Origin of the sequence: Lactiplantibacillus fabifermentans DSM 21115, assembly GCF_000498955.2 — a bacterium.
Taxonomy (GTDB): domain Bacteria; phylum Bacillota; class Bacilli; order Lactobacillales; family Lactobacillaceae; genus Lactiplantibacillus; species Lactiplantibacillus fabifermentans.
In genome coordinates, this window is sequence record NZ_AYGX02000155.1 from 36,777 (window position 1) to 53,429 (window position 16,653).

The following is a 16,653-nucleotide window of genomic DNA, read 5'->3' on the forward strand; positions in this document are numbered from 1 at the left end:
GTGCGAGACCGCTCTTCAGGCTCGCACCGGTCGCCACGGCGTCTGGAATTACCGCTGACGACCAACGGCAAACTTACGCGCTAACTGCACTTATTTAATTATTCCTAGGCGCGGCTAAAATTTCGGCAGTCGTGGCGAGTTCGGTGAATTGGGGTAATATTTGGGCTTGGACCGCGGCGGATTTAGCGACAGTCGCATCGGTCACGACCGTGGTATCGAAGCCGTTGATTTCGGCGTCGGCCACCGTTTTGGCGACGCCATTATTCGTCGTAAAGCCCGTCATAATTAATTTTTCAACGCCCAGTTCATGTAGCTTAGTCATGAAGGTCGGTTGCGAAAAAGCGCTTGGACTCGTCTTAGCCACATAGTGCACGTGTTTCAATCCCGCAGTCATGAGTAACGACTTGGCGAAGCGCTGATTCACAAACGCCGGGAAGACTTTCGGATGGACCGTCACGATAAAGATGGGCCAATTCCGATGTTCAAAGTTCGCCACTAATTGTTGGTTGTGTTGCACGACCGTCGTGAAGTAGTCGGCATCGGCATGATAGACATGCCGATTCAAAAATTGAGCACCGGCTTGCACATCAATAATGACTAAGGCCGCTTTTTCTAGTTTCATAATTTTCCTAGCCTTTCGTTAATGGCGAGGCCGCTAAAATTTTGCGCACGTCGTCGGTTGATTTAGTATCCATCATTGCGTTCCGTAAATCGGTCGCACCTAGTTCCGGGCGGGCATAAATCTTGAAGAATCGCTTGAGTGATTGGAACCGCGGCACATCATAGCGGGTCGCAAAATCGTCAAATAAATCTAATTGATCATTTAATAAACCTAACAATTCCGATAACGGATGGGTTTGCGGCTGTTTTTCAAAAGCAAACGGACTGGCAAAGACACCGCGGCCAATCATGATGCCATCCAAACCGGGATGTTTTTTGGCCAACGCTACGCCGGCTTGGTAATCCAAAATATCACCGTTGATTTGTAGTAACGTGTCCGGCGCAATCGCATCGCGCATTTTGATTAAGTCGTCAATGACTTCAAAGTGCGCGGGGACTTTGCTCATTTCTTGTTTCGTGCGGAGATGTACCGTCAAAACGGCGACCTGTTGGCGTAACAAGGTCGGAATCCATTCCTTGAATTCATCAACTTTGCTATAACCGAGCCGCGTTTTAGCACTGACCGCTAAGCCCGATGTTTTGGCGGCGGCAATCACATCCACCGCCCACTGGGGGTTGCGAATCAAATCACTGCCACCGTGATTTTTGATGACCGTCCCATCTGGACAACCCATATTAATGTCAACGGCGGCAAAACCCATGTCGCGAACCGCCGCCGCGCCGCTAGCAAAGTCCGCGGCTTCATTGCCCCACAGTTGGACGACCGGTCGTTTCGCTTCCGCCGGTGCCACGTATAGGCGGCCATGCACTGGAAATTTCGTATGCGGATTCGTAATGCCTTTTGCATAGACGAATTCACTGAAAAAAACATCCGGGGCCGCCGCTTTAGCAATGACTTGCCGAAAAATCGTGTTACTAACGGCTTCCATCGGTGCCATGGTAAAAAACGGCCGCTGTTCGGCCCGGGCCGTCGCTGCAATCTGCGACCAAAAAGTTGATTCTGTCACGTCTGTTACGCTCCCTTAACTGTTATAAATGGTATTCATTTTAGCATGATTAGCCAACTTTTTCAGCGGTGATGGTCGCCAATTAAGACGACACTCCTTAGCCTCATCATCAAAAAGAGGTCATAACTAATGACCTAGTTATAACCTCTGCTAATTACTTAAGTGTTATCAATGGTACTATTTTGCTAATTTACTAGTCGGCGCAGCAGCGCCCAACTGTTGCCAAGGGGTCGCGTAGGCGCTCCCCTGCGCCCACTGTTCAACTTGTTGTTGGTCGAGTTGTGTCCAATCAGCAGTGTCCAACTGGGCCCGCAATTGCATGGGGTCTGTCACCGCGACTGGGGTAGCTGCCAACCATGTCAATAAGGCTGGCACCGCCGTTAAATCTTGATTTAGTAAATCATAGGTAGCCATTGTCGTTTTGACCACTAAATTCAACGTATACTGGGTACTAATTGGGGTGATGGCCCCTAAGTCGCCAACCACGGTTTGATAAATGCCGACGGTCACTCCCGTAACGTCCGCCACTGGCACAGTTAATAGCGGTGCCCCAAATTCGTCTGCCAACGCTAATGCCGTTTGCGTGAACGTCACTTTCCCCATTGGATACGCAACAGTGGTTAACTTTTTAGCGAGCAACTGTTTAGGAATCAGTTGATTCGCGTAAACGTGTTTGTCTAATTCGAACGCCATAAAGGTCGGCTGATTCGTTAGATGCGCCGCAATATTGGCCATTGTGACTGATTTTGATACTGACATTTTTGAAAGCCTCCTCCAAATATTAGTAACATAATAATTATATCACGATAAACGGAAGCGCATACAAATCTGATTAGCGTTAGTAGCAATGACACAAATTGCCATTAAGACGTGCATCTGAAACACAAAATAGACGTAAAGCCGGCCTGCACTTTACGTCTATTTTTATACACCAGTCATTTTAGCAATGATAACTGATTCAATTTCCGGAAAACCATCGCGTGGCTTGTTCTTATCTAAGCTAAATCTTCACCATTTGAGGCAATCACTTTTTGATACCAAGCAAAGGAATCCTTGCGACTCCGTTTCAACGTGCCGTTACCCTCATCATCTTGGTCAACGTAGATGAAACCATAGCGTTTGGACATTTCAGAAGTTGATGCACTAATCAGATCAATTGGTCCCCACATCGTATAACCCATCAAATCAACGCCATCTTTGACGGCTTCTTTCATTTGTTGAATATGTTGCCGCAAATAGTCAATCCGATAGTCATCGTGAATCTTGCCATCCGCACTAACTTCATCCAAGGCGCCTAAGCCGTTTTCAACGATAAAGAGTGGCACCCGATAACGATCCCAGAATTCATTCAACGTAATCCGTAAACCAGTCGGGTCAATTTGCCAACCCCAATCACTCGTTTCCAAATAAGGGTTCTTACCGCCAAAGTTCAAGTTACCACTGGCCTTTTCAACATTGTCATCAGCGGCAGTGACGGTCGACATGTAGTAACTAAAGCCCAAGTAGTCAACCTTACCTTCCTGCAATAAGGCTTCATCGCCTGATTCCATTTGTAAGGTCACCCCGTTCTCAGCAAAGAACCGGTTCATATATTCAGGATATTCACCACGAACTTGCACGTCCGTAAAGAATAAATTCAATTGATCTTGTAATTGCGCTGCCCGAACATCGGCGGGATTGGGCGTATTGGCATAAGTTTGCATCCGGGCAAGCATACAACCAATTTTGGCCGCTGGGTCAATTTCATGGCATTGTTTAACCGCAATCGCACTGGCAACAAATTCATGATGCAAAGCTTGGTACCGTAGTTGCGTTTGACCTGGAACATCCAAATCACTGTCTAACGCTCCAGTCCCCATAAAGCCCCAAGTGGAGGCATTAATTTCATTAAAGGTCATCCAATATTTGACAATGCCCTTGTAGCGCTTGAATAGGACTTCCGTATAGCGGGTAAAATCAGCGATAGTCGCCCGACTAGCCCAACCATTATTAGTCAACGTTAAGTTTAATGGCATTTCATAATGTGAAATGGTCACTACCGGTTCGATACCATATTTATGACATTCGGCAAAGACATCATCGTAAAACTTCAAGCCGGCTTCGTTCGGCGTTGTTTCGTCACCTTTAGGAAAAATGCGGGCCCAAGCGATAGATAATCGGAATGCTTTAAAACCCATTTCCGCAAACAGCTTGATATCTTCTTTGTAATGATGGTAAAAGTCGATGCCGCGCCGCTTAGGATATAAGTCATCGGTAGTATCTGCAATCGCCGTTGCCACCGTTTCCTTGGAGATCACGTTCATATTTTCAATATTTTGCCGGTCTTGAGCTTTTTGAACGACCTCAGCCGTTGTCAGACCTTTACCGTCAATATTCCAAGCCCCTTCAATTTGATTGGCAGCCGTCGCGCCACCCCATAAAAAGCCTTTCGGGAAACCAGTTGGAATTGTTTTTGAATACATTAGAATTCGCTCCTTTAATTGATAAACTAGTCAAGTGTCAACAATGGGTCATTAGTTTGGACCGTCTTAGTATTAGCTTTAGTTAACTTGATATCATGATAATTTTTAGAATTGGTGACGACAATTGGTGTCGTTACTGAATAACCAGCATCTTTGATGGTTTGCACATCAAACTTCACTAACGGTTGACCCGCTTTAACCGTGTCGCCTTTTTTGACCAACGTTTCAAAGCCTTTACCGTCAAGTTCAACCGTATCCATCCCAATGTGCATTAATAATTCCGCACCAGCTGCCGTATTTAGACCAACGGCATGACCTGTTGGGAAAACTAATGCCACAGTACCATCAGCCGGTGCCACTAACACCCCATCATGCGGTTCTATGGCAATCCCTTTACCCATCGCACCGGAAGAGAAAACCTCATCTTTAACTTCACTTAATGGTAAAACGACACCACTAACGGGACTGGTTAACTTCGTAGCTTGATTGTAAGTTACGGTTGGTTCAATTTTGGTTGCACCGCCAGTTGCCATTTGCATATCCACACCTGCCGTTACCGGTTCCGCGGCATTAACCGCAACTTTAGCGGGTTTGTCATTGGCATCAACACTCTTACGCCCAAACATCATTTGTAAAGCAAAGCCTAAGACCGTCGCCACGGCCATGGCAATCAACAATCCATATACCGAAGCATCAATCCCATTTTTAGCATTGACGGTACCAGGAATACTGAAGATCCCCATACCACCCATCATCCAAAGTTTAGTACCGGCAAGACCAATGATTCCACCACCGACTGCCGAAGCAATACAGCTTAAAATGAAGGGCCGTTTACGTGGTAACGTTAACCCATAAATGGCGGGTTCCGTGACCCCGAAGATACCAGAAATGAAGGCCGGTAAAGCAATGCCACGGGTCTTAGGATTCTTAGTTTGTAATAAGATGCCTAAAACAACCCCAGTTTGCGCAAATGAAGCGGCTAATGATAAGACTACGATGGGGTCATAACCTTTAGATGCCAAGTTAGCCATGGCCACCGCTACAAAGCCCCAATGAACCCCAAAGATAACGAAGACTTGCCAGAAGGCACCCATGATGACTCCCGCTAAAATCGGACTGACATCATAGAGGGCCACACAGGCTGTTGATAAACCATCGCTAATCCAAGTCGCAATCGGGCCAATGATGATAAACGTTACTGGTACCGCTATCAAAAGTGTGATGAATGGTACTAAGAAAGTTTTAACAACCGTTGGGACAATCTTTTTGGCCCATTTTTGTACTTTTGAAGCAAACCATACCGCTAAAATAATTGGAATCACCGACGACGTATAACTCATCATCACGACTGGAATGCCTAAGAAAGTAGCATGAATCTGTGATTCGAAAAAGCTGCCAGTAAATAATGTCGTGAGCACCGTTTTACTACTGTTCAACGCCACAATGTCTGGGTAGCAGAGCGCCATCCCAATTGCCATCCCCACATATTTGTCGAGATGAAATTTACTAGCTGCCGTCATCCCCAAGACGACCGGCAAGAAGTAGAAGAAGCCATCACCGATCGCATAAAGAATTTTGTAAGTACCAGAATCAGCCGTTAACCAGCCAAACGCTAAGAACATGGCATCGAAACCTTTAATCATACCAGCAGCACATAACGCGCCTAAGATTGGGCTGAAAATACCAGAGATTAAATCAATAAAACGGTCAAAGATGCTCATGTTTTCATCTTCGCCAAAATCATCTGGCACACTACCACCATCGGCAAAACCGCCAACCTTAATCAAGGTATCATAGACGTCGGCAACTTCATTACCGATAACGACTTGGTATTGACCGCCAGATTGCACCACGGTAATAACCCCGTCAGTATCTTTCAATACATCCGTTTTCGCAATACTTTCATCCTTTAATTTGAACCGTAAGCGGGTCGTACAATGAACCACACTATTCACATTATCTTTACCACCGACACCGGCGATGATTTTTTTGCTTAAATCTTCATAAGCCATGTGAGTTTCCTCCTATCAATTAAACCTAGAGTAAACAAAAACCCAAACGTCTTTACTTCAGAAAACGTCACTAGGCGCCTAGTCACGGAAATCTCAAGTAAAGATGTTTGGGTTAATGCCTGCTTACCAGTAACACACCTACTAAATCTTCATTATTCTGTTTGTTGCCGATGAGTCACGCGCCAAATATGCAAGACAAGATAAACCTTGTCATCTGGCGTTAATTGCCAATCGGTCTTATTTTGTAAAAAGGTATCAATTCGCTCGACGGTTGCGTATGCATGCGAGTACTTCACTTGCATCAGTTGGAGTAGCGAATTATCTAAGTCAGCCCCCGTGGTGCAAGTATGGCTCGTCTTTTGAACCATTAAGGCTCGCAAATGGGCGACAAATCGATTGTAATTGAATGATTCTGGATCTAGGGTCATATGATACTGGTATTGCACAATATCAATAATGCCCCCGATAAACTTGGTGATTTTGATGGTTTCTTGGAGCTTAGAACCATCGGACGCTGCGTTCACAAAGTGATAAGTCATAAAGACACTCTCACTTTTAGGTAATGTGATGCCAGCTTCTTGATTGATTAAGTCCACGGCTTGACTAGCAGCCTTAAACTCTTTACTAAAGAGCTTCTTAACTTCCCAGCGTACCGTTCCATTGTCCACATCGATACCGTCTTTCGCGCGTTTTAAGGCAAAATCAATGTGATCGGCTAATACAAAATATTGATAATCGCTAAAACTAATCCCTAACAATGGTTCCACTAAATGGATAACTTTGGTTGTCATTAATAAGGCTTGGGGCCGAATGTCTTTGAAACTGTCCACATCCATGTTGCCTTTCAGCGTGGCAATAAAGCGCCGGTCAATTTTTGATTCGTCAACCAAATCACCCGGCTTTTTGCCAAACCCAATGCCCTTGCCAATCACAACCCATTCAATACTTGCATCATCTTCTACCAGGGCAGCATTATTATTAAAATTCTTGAGAAATTTCATATGGTGCCTCCTGGAAGTCAAATAAAAAAGAGTCTACCCCAAGCCTATACCAATCCCCTTAGAAGGAAAAGGTCATCCTAGTATTGTAGACTCATGCCTGATCGAATCAGTAACACGTTTTTATTTATGTTGTTATACTAGCAATTTGTGAAAACGTTGTCAACAGGGGATTGTTAATTTTAATAACTGTTTCTATAAAACATATACCAATTTCAAAAAACACCTATACAGGTTTCTCAATACCATTTCATTAATAAAACGGCATTGCGCGTCAATCTGCTTACTAGTTAATTTCCACCCAATTCCGAGGTATAATTCATTTAATGGGGGGATATAGCATGCGTAAACGTTGGTGGTTATTAGGATTACTCGTAGTTATTTTGGGGCTAGGCTGGTTAGGTTATGATCACATTTATTTGGAATCCGATAATCATGCCACACAAATGATTGATACTCAACTGAACACTGCCGTAAAGAGCAGTCATCACACTGATTTATTGAAATTGGCTAAAGACACCAAAACTGAACAATTCATTCGAAAAATCCCGAAGAATGCCCAATTTTCTGAAACTTCGGGGTTTCAGGGCGGTTCTAAACACGATGGCCTCTACGTGACGGCCATTGACCATCACACCATTGATTTAGACGTTGAACAGACTGGCCGAACGACTTGGCGCGTGACTAAAATTAGCGTGCGGTCATAGCTTCGGTTACTTGGTAACTCAAGCTAATGACTATTTTCCCGGCCGTTAAAGTAATATTTTTGATTAATTTATTCATACCAGCGCCTTCATCACAAGTAACCTCACCGAAAGTTATCACGAATGAATCGCTGACCAGACCAAAGATGGACGAAAAAGTTGCGTGACCAACTTTTTCGTCCATTTTTGGCATATTATTTTCCGACTGGGGCTGCGGCTCCTAACATTTGATACGGGTTCGCATATGGGGTGCCTTTTGCCCACTGTTCAACTTGGTGCCAATCCAGTTTCGCCCAGTCAGTCGTAGTCAACTGCGTTTGTAACTGTAGCGGATCCGTTACCGCCAATTTATTGGCCGTCGACCACGCCCATAATGCCGGTATGACCGTTAAATCTTGATTCAACAAATCGTAAGTCTCCGCGGCCGTCGTGATGACCAGATTCAGGGTTAATTGCGTTTTGAACTGCAACGGCGCCCCCCAATCACGAATTTTTGACTGGTAAATACCGACTTGCACAGCGGTAACTTCAGCCAACGGGAGCGTTAAAAAGTCGTGACCTTGTTCATCTGCGAATATTAAGTCGGTATCCGTCAACGTTAACTTGCCAAGCGCATACGGCGTTGACGTTAAACGTTTCCCCAGCCACGCTTTGGGGGCCGGTTTACTTGGATACGTTTGACCGTTGATGACGACCTTCATAAAGCTCGCTTGGTCACTAATATGTTGTGCAATGGCGCGCATAGTTACAGTTTTAAAACTTGCCATTAACTCACCTCCCCTAAGTCATTATAACGATAACCGTTATTGATTTTTTTGTGTCGGTGCGGCCGCCCCAATCATTTGATTTGGAATTTCATAGGCCGTCCCTTGCGCCAGCTTTTCAATGTCTGCCCACTTGACGTTAGCCCAGTCCGTCGTAGACATAATGGCTTGTAACTTCATTGGGTCTTCAATCGTAATTGCTTGTTCTTGTAACCAAGCGACTAAGACTGGTAAAACGTTCAAATCAGTATTCAATAAATCATAAGTATCATGTTCAGTCGTGATGACCAGATTAAGCGTCAATTGATTTTCAAAGGGCACGACCATGCCCCAACTCCGCACCATCGTCTGATAAATTCCCAGCTGCACCTTTTTAATGGCACTCGTCGCCAAGGTCAAAAATGGATGCGCGGCTTCATCGGCCATGACAATTTGGCCGGCATTTAATGCCAGACTGCCCATCGCATACGGTGTGTACGTCATCACTTTATCAAGCACATTTTCATGTTCAGGCTTAGCAGCCGGATAGCGGGTACCGCCAAGGTCGATGGCCATATAAGTTGGATGCGTCGTGATATTGCCCGCAATATTTTCAAAAGTGACACTAATTTGATTGGTTTCCATGATAAAATCCCCTTGTATTATATTTAATTATTGCATTGGTGCGGTGGCGGATAACATGCCGTATGGTGCGGCATAGCGCGTATCAGCGGCCCAGTCTTCAACAGCTTGTAACGTTACTTTTGACCAGTCCACATCAACACGTTGCTGGAGTTTGAGCGGATCGCTCAAACTGATATTATTTGCTTTGACCCACGCTAAGATTGCCGGCACTAACTGTAAATCAGTGTTCAACAAATCGTAAGTCGCAGTCGGTGTCGTTAGCACCACATTGACGGTTAATTGCGCTTCAAATGGCAACATGCCTTTAATGCCAGCTAACGAATGGTAAATCCCTACTTCAACCTGTGTGACCTCCGCTACCGGAACTTCGGCAAAAACCGCTTGCTTTTCATCCGCAAAAGTCATTGACGTTCCAATTGTTAACGTCCCACTGACAAATGACGAATACATCAACACTTTTCCTAACGCATTCGCTTGGGGTTGCGCCTTCGGATAGCGGGTACCCTTTAGTTCAATCGCCATAAAAGTTGGATGCGTCGTCAGATTTGCCGCAATATTTTTCATCGTAATCGTTTTTTGTTCCGTCATAATACTGTCCCCCCCAAAAAAACTTCTGACTATAACTGCTTGATTAACTGATAAACGGCCCCAATCATCCCGGCATTATTCCGCAAGGCCGCTGGCACGATTTTCGGTAACGTTAAGTCACAAATACTGCCATGATTGGCCTGCAATTGAGTAATTGTCGCGTTCAAGTCATACATGAACGTATCGTTGGCACTGATGCCACCACCAATTACGACTAAGGCCGGATCAAACGCCACAATTAAGTTAATAATGCCCTTGGCTAAACTGTAATAGTAGCTCCGCAAGACTTGATGAGCGAGCGTTTCACCAGCATTCGCACGGTTAAAAATCACGCGGGCATCACTGACGGGTTCATCACTAAATTGGTTATAGCGGCGAATCAAGCCAATCACAGTGGCGCCACGATAATTCAAGGACCCCATTTCAACATCAATATCATCATCGTCAACGACCATCCAGCCAAATTCACCAGAACGGGCATGGGCGCCGCGATAAATTTCGTTATTAATCACTAACGCGCCCCCGACACCGGTGCCTAAAACTAGGCTCACATAATCGGTCACATTTTGGGCCGCACCCAGCCACTGTTCGGCCACGGCAGCTGCATTGGCGTCATTTTCAATCACGACGGGTAAACCAGTTAATTCGTGAAGTTCATCCCGCAAATTAATACCGTAAAATGGGCGCACCGCCCCCGCAGTCGTTAAAAAGCCATCCGCTTGTACGACCCCGGGCATGCTAACGCCAATCCCTGCAACCGGCCCCGCTGTTTGTAAATCGGCGACCATGGCTTTTAAATCCGCCATAATTGCATCTTTAGTTTGGGCTGTGGGCCGGGTTGTTTTGCGACTAATTTCACCACTATCATCGACGAGGCCGCATTTAATCGAAGTCCCCCCAATATCAATCCCAATATAATTTGTCATTTCTCATCACTTCTCATCTAAAAGTATTTTTATATTATGACCGTTATAATGATCAGCACTACCCTGAACAAAAAACCAGCGCAATCGCAATCAAACATTACGACCGGCTGGTTAAACGAATCCTATTCAGCAGTTACGCCGCCTTCTTCGACAGCAGCTTGTTGTTCTTTTGCTAAGGCTTCTTTTTCTTGTTTGTATAAGATATTGTCTTGCTTACGTGCGAATGGCATGTAAACGAAGAACGAACTAAAGATCATGAAGGCTTGCCAAAGCGCCGTCCGCCAGTCACCAACTAATAAACCTGAAATAATTGGCGGCGTGGTCCAAGGCACCATTGGTCCACGGAAGTATGGGATCAACCCAAACTTAATGGCTAAATAAGTGGCACCCATCGAAATAGCTGGCATTAAAATGAATGGTGCGGCTAAGATGGGGTTCATAACGATTGGTGTCCCGAACAAAACGGGTTCGTTAATGTTGAAAATCCCAGTCCCAATGCCTAAACGACCGATTGATTTCATTTGTTGTGACTTAGCAAAGAAAGTCATGAAGACAACTAACCCAAAGGTCATCCCAGAACCAGTCACTGTCCCAAATTGGTCCAGTAATGATTGGGTGACAATATGACCACCAGTTGCGGCGGAAGCAACATGCCCAGCCGCCGTAATTTTAGCGTTGGCGAGTGAGTTGGCTTGCAATAATGGTCCCATGATACCGCCAATAATAACGGCACCGTGAACCCCAAAGAACCAGAATAATGGAATCAGTAAGGCGATGATTAACATCCCACCGAACGTATCCGTTAACCCTTGTAGTGGCGTTTGAACAACTTTGTAGATAAATTCAACTAAGGTCGTGTGACCGAAAACATCGAACAAACCATAAACGACTAACCAACCCACGGTAATCGCCGTGGCTGGAATCAAGGCCGTAAATGAACCGGAAACGGCTGCTGGAACTTGTTCTGGTAACTTAATCCGAATATCGCGTTTTAAGAACCATGAGTAAATCCAACCAGTGACTAACCCGATTAAAATCGCGGCAATCATCCCTTGGCCCCCGAGCCAAGTCCGGTCAATCATTGAAACTTGCGTTACTTTAGCTGCTGAAACCAACACCTTGCCATCAATCGTAATTGGCGTGGTTGGACGTTGAATAATAAAGAAGCTAACAAGTGCAGTTAACCCAGCAGGCAATGGATCGAAACCATCATCTTTAACCCAAGTATAGGCAATCCCAACGACGGCGAAAATTGACATCACACCAAATGACGCGTTATAAATTTGTAGACAAATTGCGGACAACCCAGTCTTCGTCATCCAAGCAGCCCATGAAGCGACTGGCAAGGAAGCTAAGATTAGGAAGACAGAACCAATCATAATGAATGGTAATGTGAACAACATCCCGTTTTTTAACGCGGTAATTGCTTTGGTGTTGACGAATTTCATGATTGGCGGTAATACTTTGTTATTCATGAAGTTCCCCATTTTGAACACCCCTTAAACTAGAATAATTTATCAAATCTCTTAGAGTAAGCACATCGTAATTCATTGGCCAATGATTATTGTTTGTGCATCCGCTTACATATTTGACTATAACCTATGCTAAGGGTTTTGGGAACCGCTTTCAGTTCTAAAAAAACAAGTGCTAGATAAATAATTTGTCACAATTATGTGACTTGTTACATTGACCGACAAACGCCGGTATTACTGGAGTTTCTGGACCGCGTGCATTATTTCTTCTAAAATCAATACGACCGGAACTTGGGTCGTTAAGTCAACATCGCCATTTAACACTTCATGCACGTTGTACGCCAAGTTCACGTCCGCTAAACTCGCTAACGGTGATAGGCCATTATTCGTTAAGCCGACCACTTTGGCCCCGAGTTCGCGATAAATCTGCGCTTGTTTAATGACTTGTTCACGTTCCCCCGAAACGGAGACATCCACTAACACAATTTTTGCTTGGCCGGCCAACATTTTCGGCTGTGGTTGGAATGGGTCGGTAATCGTCAACGTATAAAAGCCTAAGTTAGCCAATAACCGCGCGCCGTAACGCGCAAAGCTCCCACTAGTGCCAATGCCGAAAAACAAAATCAAGTCGGCTTTCATCATTAATTGTGCGGCCTCATCAATGGATGCTTGAAATGATGGATCTTTAAACCGCGTCAAAAATTCATTCACGGAATCAACGACGTTACGCATTTGCGGTTCAGCCACCGCGGGCGCTAAACGTTGTTTCAAAGCATATTTCAATTCTGAAAAGCCATCCAAACCAACTTTGTTACAAAAACGCAAGACGGTCGTCGTCGATACATGACACGCTTCGGCTAACTCACGAATCGTCATTTTCGTAATCGCCTTTTTATGACTAATAATATAATCATAAACCGTTAACTCCAGCTGATTTAATTGTTGAATTTGTTCATAGCTAAACATCACGGTTCCCCCTCGTTTATAAAAGCTCTAACCGTTCCAATCATACCATGACTTATCCCTACGAATGGTATCGTTTACATTACAAAATAATTTATTTTACGCTTATCCCCCACTAGCAGCTAACGCTTATGAACATTACCAACCATATCCACTGCAAAACCTGATTAATCACAATCAGCACACTTGCTTAATTGCGCAATTGAAACACAAATAAACTCCGCCACAATTTTGTAGCGGAGCCATTTTATCAAAATATCAATTTAGTTGGACGTCATGCGTTAACGGCAATTTCCCGCTATAACGTTAGTAGTAACTGACGCCAGTCCATCATTTTCCAACGCCAATTTAGCTGTCGGCCGACCGTCATGGAAGCCGCCATGCGGGTGGCGTTAACGGGATGGTTTGTATCCCGTTTACACCACGGACGTCTTTTGAGACTCGCTTCTTAGGCTCAAAAGCGAGGTCCAAGACCGCTTCTCAGGCTTGGACCGGTCCCCATGGCGGCTGGAATTACGGTCAGCCGACAGCGGTAAATCAGCGTAACGACTTATTTTTCAAAATAGTTAATCCCAATGGCAGCTTGCATTTCATGCCAAGTTTGGTCAGCGACCACGTTAGCTTTGGCCGTCCCGTCTTGTAAGATTTGCATCACTTGGGCTGGATCAGCTTCATAAATCGCGCGCCGTTCCCGGATTGGACGTAAGACGCCATCCAAAACTTCCATTAAGTAACGTTTGATTTTGACGTCACCTAAACCACCATGTTGATATTGGGCTTTTAAGTCCGCAATCTTAGCGGTATCTTCACCGAAGATGTCTAAGTAAGTAAAGACGGTGTTGCCTTCGACCTTACCTGGGTCTTCAACGTGAATATGGTCAGGGTCGGTATACATCGACATAACTTTCTTTTGGACCGTATCGGCATCGTCAGCTAAATAAATGGCGTTCCCTAATGACTTACTCATCTTAGCGTTACCATCTAAACCAGGAATCCGGCCTAACCCTTTTGGTGGGAAATAGCCTTCTGGTTCAACTAACACGTCTTGTTGATAAGTCTTGTTGAAACTCCGCACAATTTCACGCGTTTGTTCCAACATTGGTTCTTGGTCATCACCAACGGGCACCGTCGTCGCTTTGAACGCAGTAATATCAGCGGCTTGGCTAACGGGATAAACGAAGAAGCCAGCGGGCACACTTTCGCCAAACGCTTTTTGTTTGATTTCAGTCTTAACAGTTGGGTTCCGGTTCAAACGAGAAACGGTCACCAAATTTAAGAATTGGTTCATCATATCCGTTAAAGCTGGGATTTGTGATTGCACTAAAATCGTTGACTTTTCTGGATCAATCCCTACAGCTAAATAGTCCATCGCAACTTGTAATAAGCTCTTACGAATCTTTTCAGGGTCATGAGCGTTATCCGTTAAAGCTTGGTTATCCGCAATCATAATATATGACTCATAATCGCCGGAGTTTTGTAACGCCACCCGGTTCCGTAATGAACCCACGTAATGGCCAATATGCAATTGACCGGTTGGCCGGTCACCTGTTAAAATCACTTTTTTCGTCATGTTTTGACATCCTTTCAAGAAACCTTGTTATTGTTTTTTAGTAGCTGGCTTCCGGCTCAAAATATTTTCATTTTAACCTAGGAACCATGCAGTATTCGATAACTGACTTTTCCACTTTTCTGAATTAGCTGTGCGCAACTTGGATTTGTTTTAGAAAAGTTATCCACTGTGGAAAACTTTTCTGAAATTTTGTTATGAACAAGTGGATAACCTTATCAACGATTTTCATCCACAAATCCACAGTTGGTGCTGTGCATTAGCCCGGCATGCTTAGCAATGATACAGCCACTCCATTTTTTAACAAAGAACCAATTTAGTTGGGCGTCAGCAATAATGGAAGCCGCCGTGCAAGTGCCGTTAGTTCGGCGTGAATTTGGCCGAGCTTACGGCACCGACATCTTTGAAGATTGGCGGACTTTGCCGAGCTTCAAAGTGAGGTTCGAGACCGCTTTTTGGCTCGAACCGTTCGCCACGGCAGCTGGAATTATCGCTGACGGCCAACGGCAACCACAAAAAAAGCGTCCTAATCAACTAATCGAATAGTTAATTAGGACGCATTACCGTGGTACCACCTAAATTGCCGCAACGCGTGCGGCCACTCATTGTCCGATAAGGGCAGGTCCCCGGTTTGCACCGAATCTCCAAAAAGCCAATTCATTTGTCCGTCTTAGCTTGCAGCAATCGCTAAGTCTCTGTTGGGTGGACGCCTTACTGTTCTTTTCTTCAATGATTATTTAGCTCTAGTGTAAGGGTTAACGCGCCCGGTGTCAAAACAAATTCAATTCGCCGACGCGTTGCACCGCTTCGACTAACCGGTCTTTAGAAACTAACAATCCGATGCGCACATAGCCTTCACCATGCGGGCCGAAACCATTACATGGCGCCACTGCAACACTGGCCTTATCCAATAACAAATCCGCAAACTGCTCACTCGTATACCCCGCCGGAACTTTCATTAAGGCGTAAAAGGCCCCACCCGGCTTGTAAGCCGGCCAATTAATCTTAGCCGCCGCTGCTAATAAGGCATCACGCCGAGCTTCATAGCGAGCACTAATTTCATGGGCCGCCGCTTGATCACTTTGCAACGCTGCCATCCCGGCACGTTGAATCGCTGGAAAGACACTGACGAATAAGTGGTCTTGAATCAAATTGATGGCTTCAATCATGTCCGCATTGCCGGCCGCAAACCCTAAGCGCCAGCCCGCCATATTATAGGTTTTAGAAAACGAATAAAATTCCACGCCCACGTCTTTGGCACCAGCACTTTGTAAGAAGCTGACTGGCCGTTTACCATCAAAACCAATCGCCCCATAGGCAAAATCACTGACGATTCCGATTTGATGTTGCCGCGCATACGCCACCGTTTCATCGTAAAATTCTGGCGTTGCCACCGCCCCCGTCGGATTATTTGGATAATTTAAATACATCAACTTCGCTGCTTGGGCGACAGCGGGGTCAATTTTAGCATAGTCCGGTAAGAAGTCATTGGCTTCTAACAATGGATAAGTCGCTAACTTGACTTGCGCTAACGCTACGCCCGAAAAGTAATCCGGATAACCCGGGTCCGGCATTAAAATGGTGTCGCCCGGATTCATTAAAGCAAACGGTAATTCCACAAGCCCAATTTTAGACCCGCCGAGCACGGCAATCTCTTTTTCCGGGTCCAATTTGACCCCATATTCCCGTTCATAAAAGTCCGCACAAGCTTGTTTGAATGCGGGTTGCCCACGGAATTGGGCATATTTATGCGTCGCCGGGTCTTGCGCGGCTTGCGCTAACGCCTGCACGATAAAATCAGGGGTTGGTTGGTCGGGATTGCCTTGACCAACATTAATCACATCGGCGCCACTGGCAATCTTGGCATTGACACGTTGAACTAAACTCGCAAAAAACTGTTTCGGTAAATGTTGTAAAATTTCAGATTCTGGAAATTCCATGAAGC

The 16,653-nt window shown here is 45.2% G+C and carries 16 protein-coding genes; 2 read left to right on the forward strand and 14 right to left on the reverse strand.

The window, feature by feature from the left end:
- Positions 1-94: 94 nt before the first annotated feature.
- The 6 genes from DY78_RS12950 to DY78_RS12975 all read right to left on the reverse strand — a co-directional run bounded on the left by DY78_RS12950 (position 95) and on the right by DY78_RS12975 (position 7,103).
- Positions 95-622 carry a cysteine hydrolase family protein gene (locus DY78_RS12950; RefSeq protein ID WP_024623964.1) on the reverse strand — a complete coding sequence of 176 codons (528 nt, stop codon included), beginning with the start codon at positions 620-622 and terminating at the stop codon, positions 95-97.
- Between the two features lie 7 nt (positions 623-629).
- The gene (locus tag DY78_RS12955; protein ID WP_024623965.1) at positions 630-1,628 is read right to left on the reverse strand and encodes a tRNA dihydrouridine synthase; all 999 of its coding nucleotides are present in this window, start codon (positions 1,626-1,628) and stop codon (positions 630-632) included.
- A gap of 177 nt (positions 1,629-1,805) precedes the next feature.
- Positions 1,806-2,387, reverse strand: a complete 582-nt coding sequence (locus DY78_RS12960) for a hypothetical protein (protein WP_024623966.1) — start codon at positions 2,385-2,387, stop codon at positions 1,806-1,808.
- 236 nt (positions 2,388-2,623) lie between these two features.
- The gene (locus DY78_RS12965; protein ID WP_033613592.1) at positions 2,624-4,090 is read right to left on the reverse strand and encodes a glycoside hydrolase family 1 protein; all 1,467 of its coding nucleotides are present in this window, start codon (positions 4,088-4,090) and stop codon (positions 2,624-2,626) included.
- 26 nt (positions 4,091-4,116) lie between these two features.
- Entirely contained in the window at positions 4,117-6,102 is a 1,986-nt protein-coding gene (locus DY78_RS12970; RefSeq protein ID WP_033613591.1) for a beta-glucoside-specific PTS transporter subunit IIABC, read from the reverse strand.
- Between the two features lie 152 nt (positions 6,103-6,254).
- Positions 6,255-7,103 (reverse strand): PRD domain-containing protein, encoded by an 849-nt coding sequence (locus DY78_RS12975; protein WP_024623970.1) that lies wholly within the window; start codon positions 7,101-7,103, stop codon positions 6,255-6,257.
- 338 nt (positions 7,104-7,441) lie between these two features.
- On the opposite strand from DY78_RS12975, the gene DY78_RS12980 reads away from it, so the two are divergent.
- Positions 7,442-7,807 (forward strand): hypothetical protein, encoded by a 366-nt coding sequence (locus DY78_RS12980; protein ID WP_024623971.1) that lies wholly within the window; start codon positions 7,442-7,444, stop codon positions 7,805-7,807.
- Positions 7,808-7,998: 191 nt separating this feature from the next.
- On the opposite strand, the gene DY78_RS12990 is transcribed toward DY78_RS12980, so the two are convergent.
- The 7 genes from DY78_RS12990 to trpS all read right to left on the reverse strand — a co-directional run bounded on the left by DY78_RS12990 (position 7,999) and on the right by trpS (position 14,711).
- Positions 7,999-8,571, reverse strand: coding sequence for a hypothetical protein (locus DY78_RS12990; protein ID WP_024623973.1), 573 nt, complete (start codon positions 8,569-8,571; stop codon positions 7,999-8,001).
- 36 nt (positions 8,572-8,607) lie between these two features.
- A complete protein-coding gene (locus DY78_RS12995) occupies positions 8,608-9,192 on the reverse strand; it encodes a hypothetical protein (RefSeq protein ID WP_024623974.1) in 585 nt (194 codons plus the stop codon).
- A 27-nt stretch (positions 9,193-9,219) separates the two neighbouring features.
- A complete protein-coding gene (locus DY78_RS13000; protein ID WP_024623975.1) occupies positions 9,220-9,780 on the reverse strand; it encodes a hypothetical protein in 561 nt (186 codons plus the stop codon).
- 29 nt (positions 9,781-9,809) lie between these two features.
- Complete coding sequence (locus DY78_RS13005; protein WP_024623976.1) at positions 9,810-10,706, reverse strand: ROK family protein; 897 nt, start codon at positions 10,704-10,706, stop codon at positions 9,810-9,812.
- Positions 10,707-10,828: 122 nt separating this feature from the next.
- Entirely contained in the window at positions 10,829-12,193 is a 1,365-nt protein-coding gene (locus DY78_RS13010; RefSeq protein ID WP_024623977.1) for a PTS sugar transporter subunit IIC, read from the reverse strand.
- Positions 12,194-12,412: 219 nt separating this feature from the next.
- Entirely contained in the window at positions 12,413-13,144 is a 732-nt protein-coding gene (locus DY78_RS13015) for a MurR/RpiR family transcriptional regulator (RefSeq protein WP_024623978.1), read from the reverse strand.
- Positions 13,145-13,691: 547 nt separating this feature from the next.
- Complete coding sequence (gene trpS / locus DY78_RS13020) at positions 13,692-14,711, reverse strand: tryptophan--tRNA ligase (RefSeq protein ID WP_024623979.1); 1,020 nt, start codon at positions 14,709-14,711, stop codon at positions 13,692-13,694.
- A 333-nt stretch (positions 14,712-15,044) separates the two neighbouring features.
- On the opposite strand from trpS, the gene DY78_RS13025 reads away from it, so the two are divergent.
- Entirely contained in the window at positions 15,045-15,254 is a 210-nt protein-coding gene (locus DY78_RS13025) for a hypothetical protein (RefSeq protein WP_033613589.1), read from the forward strand.
- 224 nt (positions 15,255-15,478) lie between these two features.
- Here the strand turns inward: DY78_RS13025 and DY78_RS13030 are convergent, their stop codons facing one another.
- Positions 15,479-16,648, reverse strand: a complete 1,170-nt coding sequence (locus DY78_RS13030) for a pyridoxal phosphate-dependent aminotransferase (RefSeq protein ID WP_024623980.1) — start codon at positions 16,646-16,648, stop codon at positions 15,479-15,481.
- Positions 16,649-16,653: the final 5 nt, after the last annotated feature.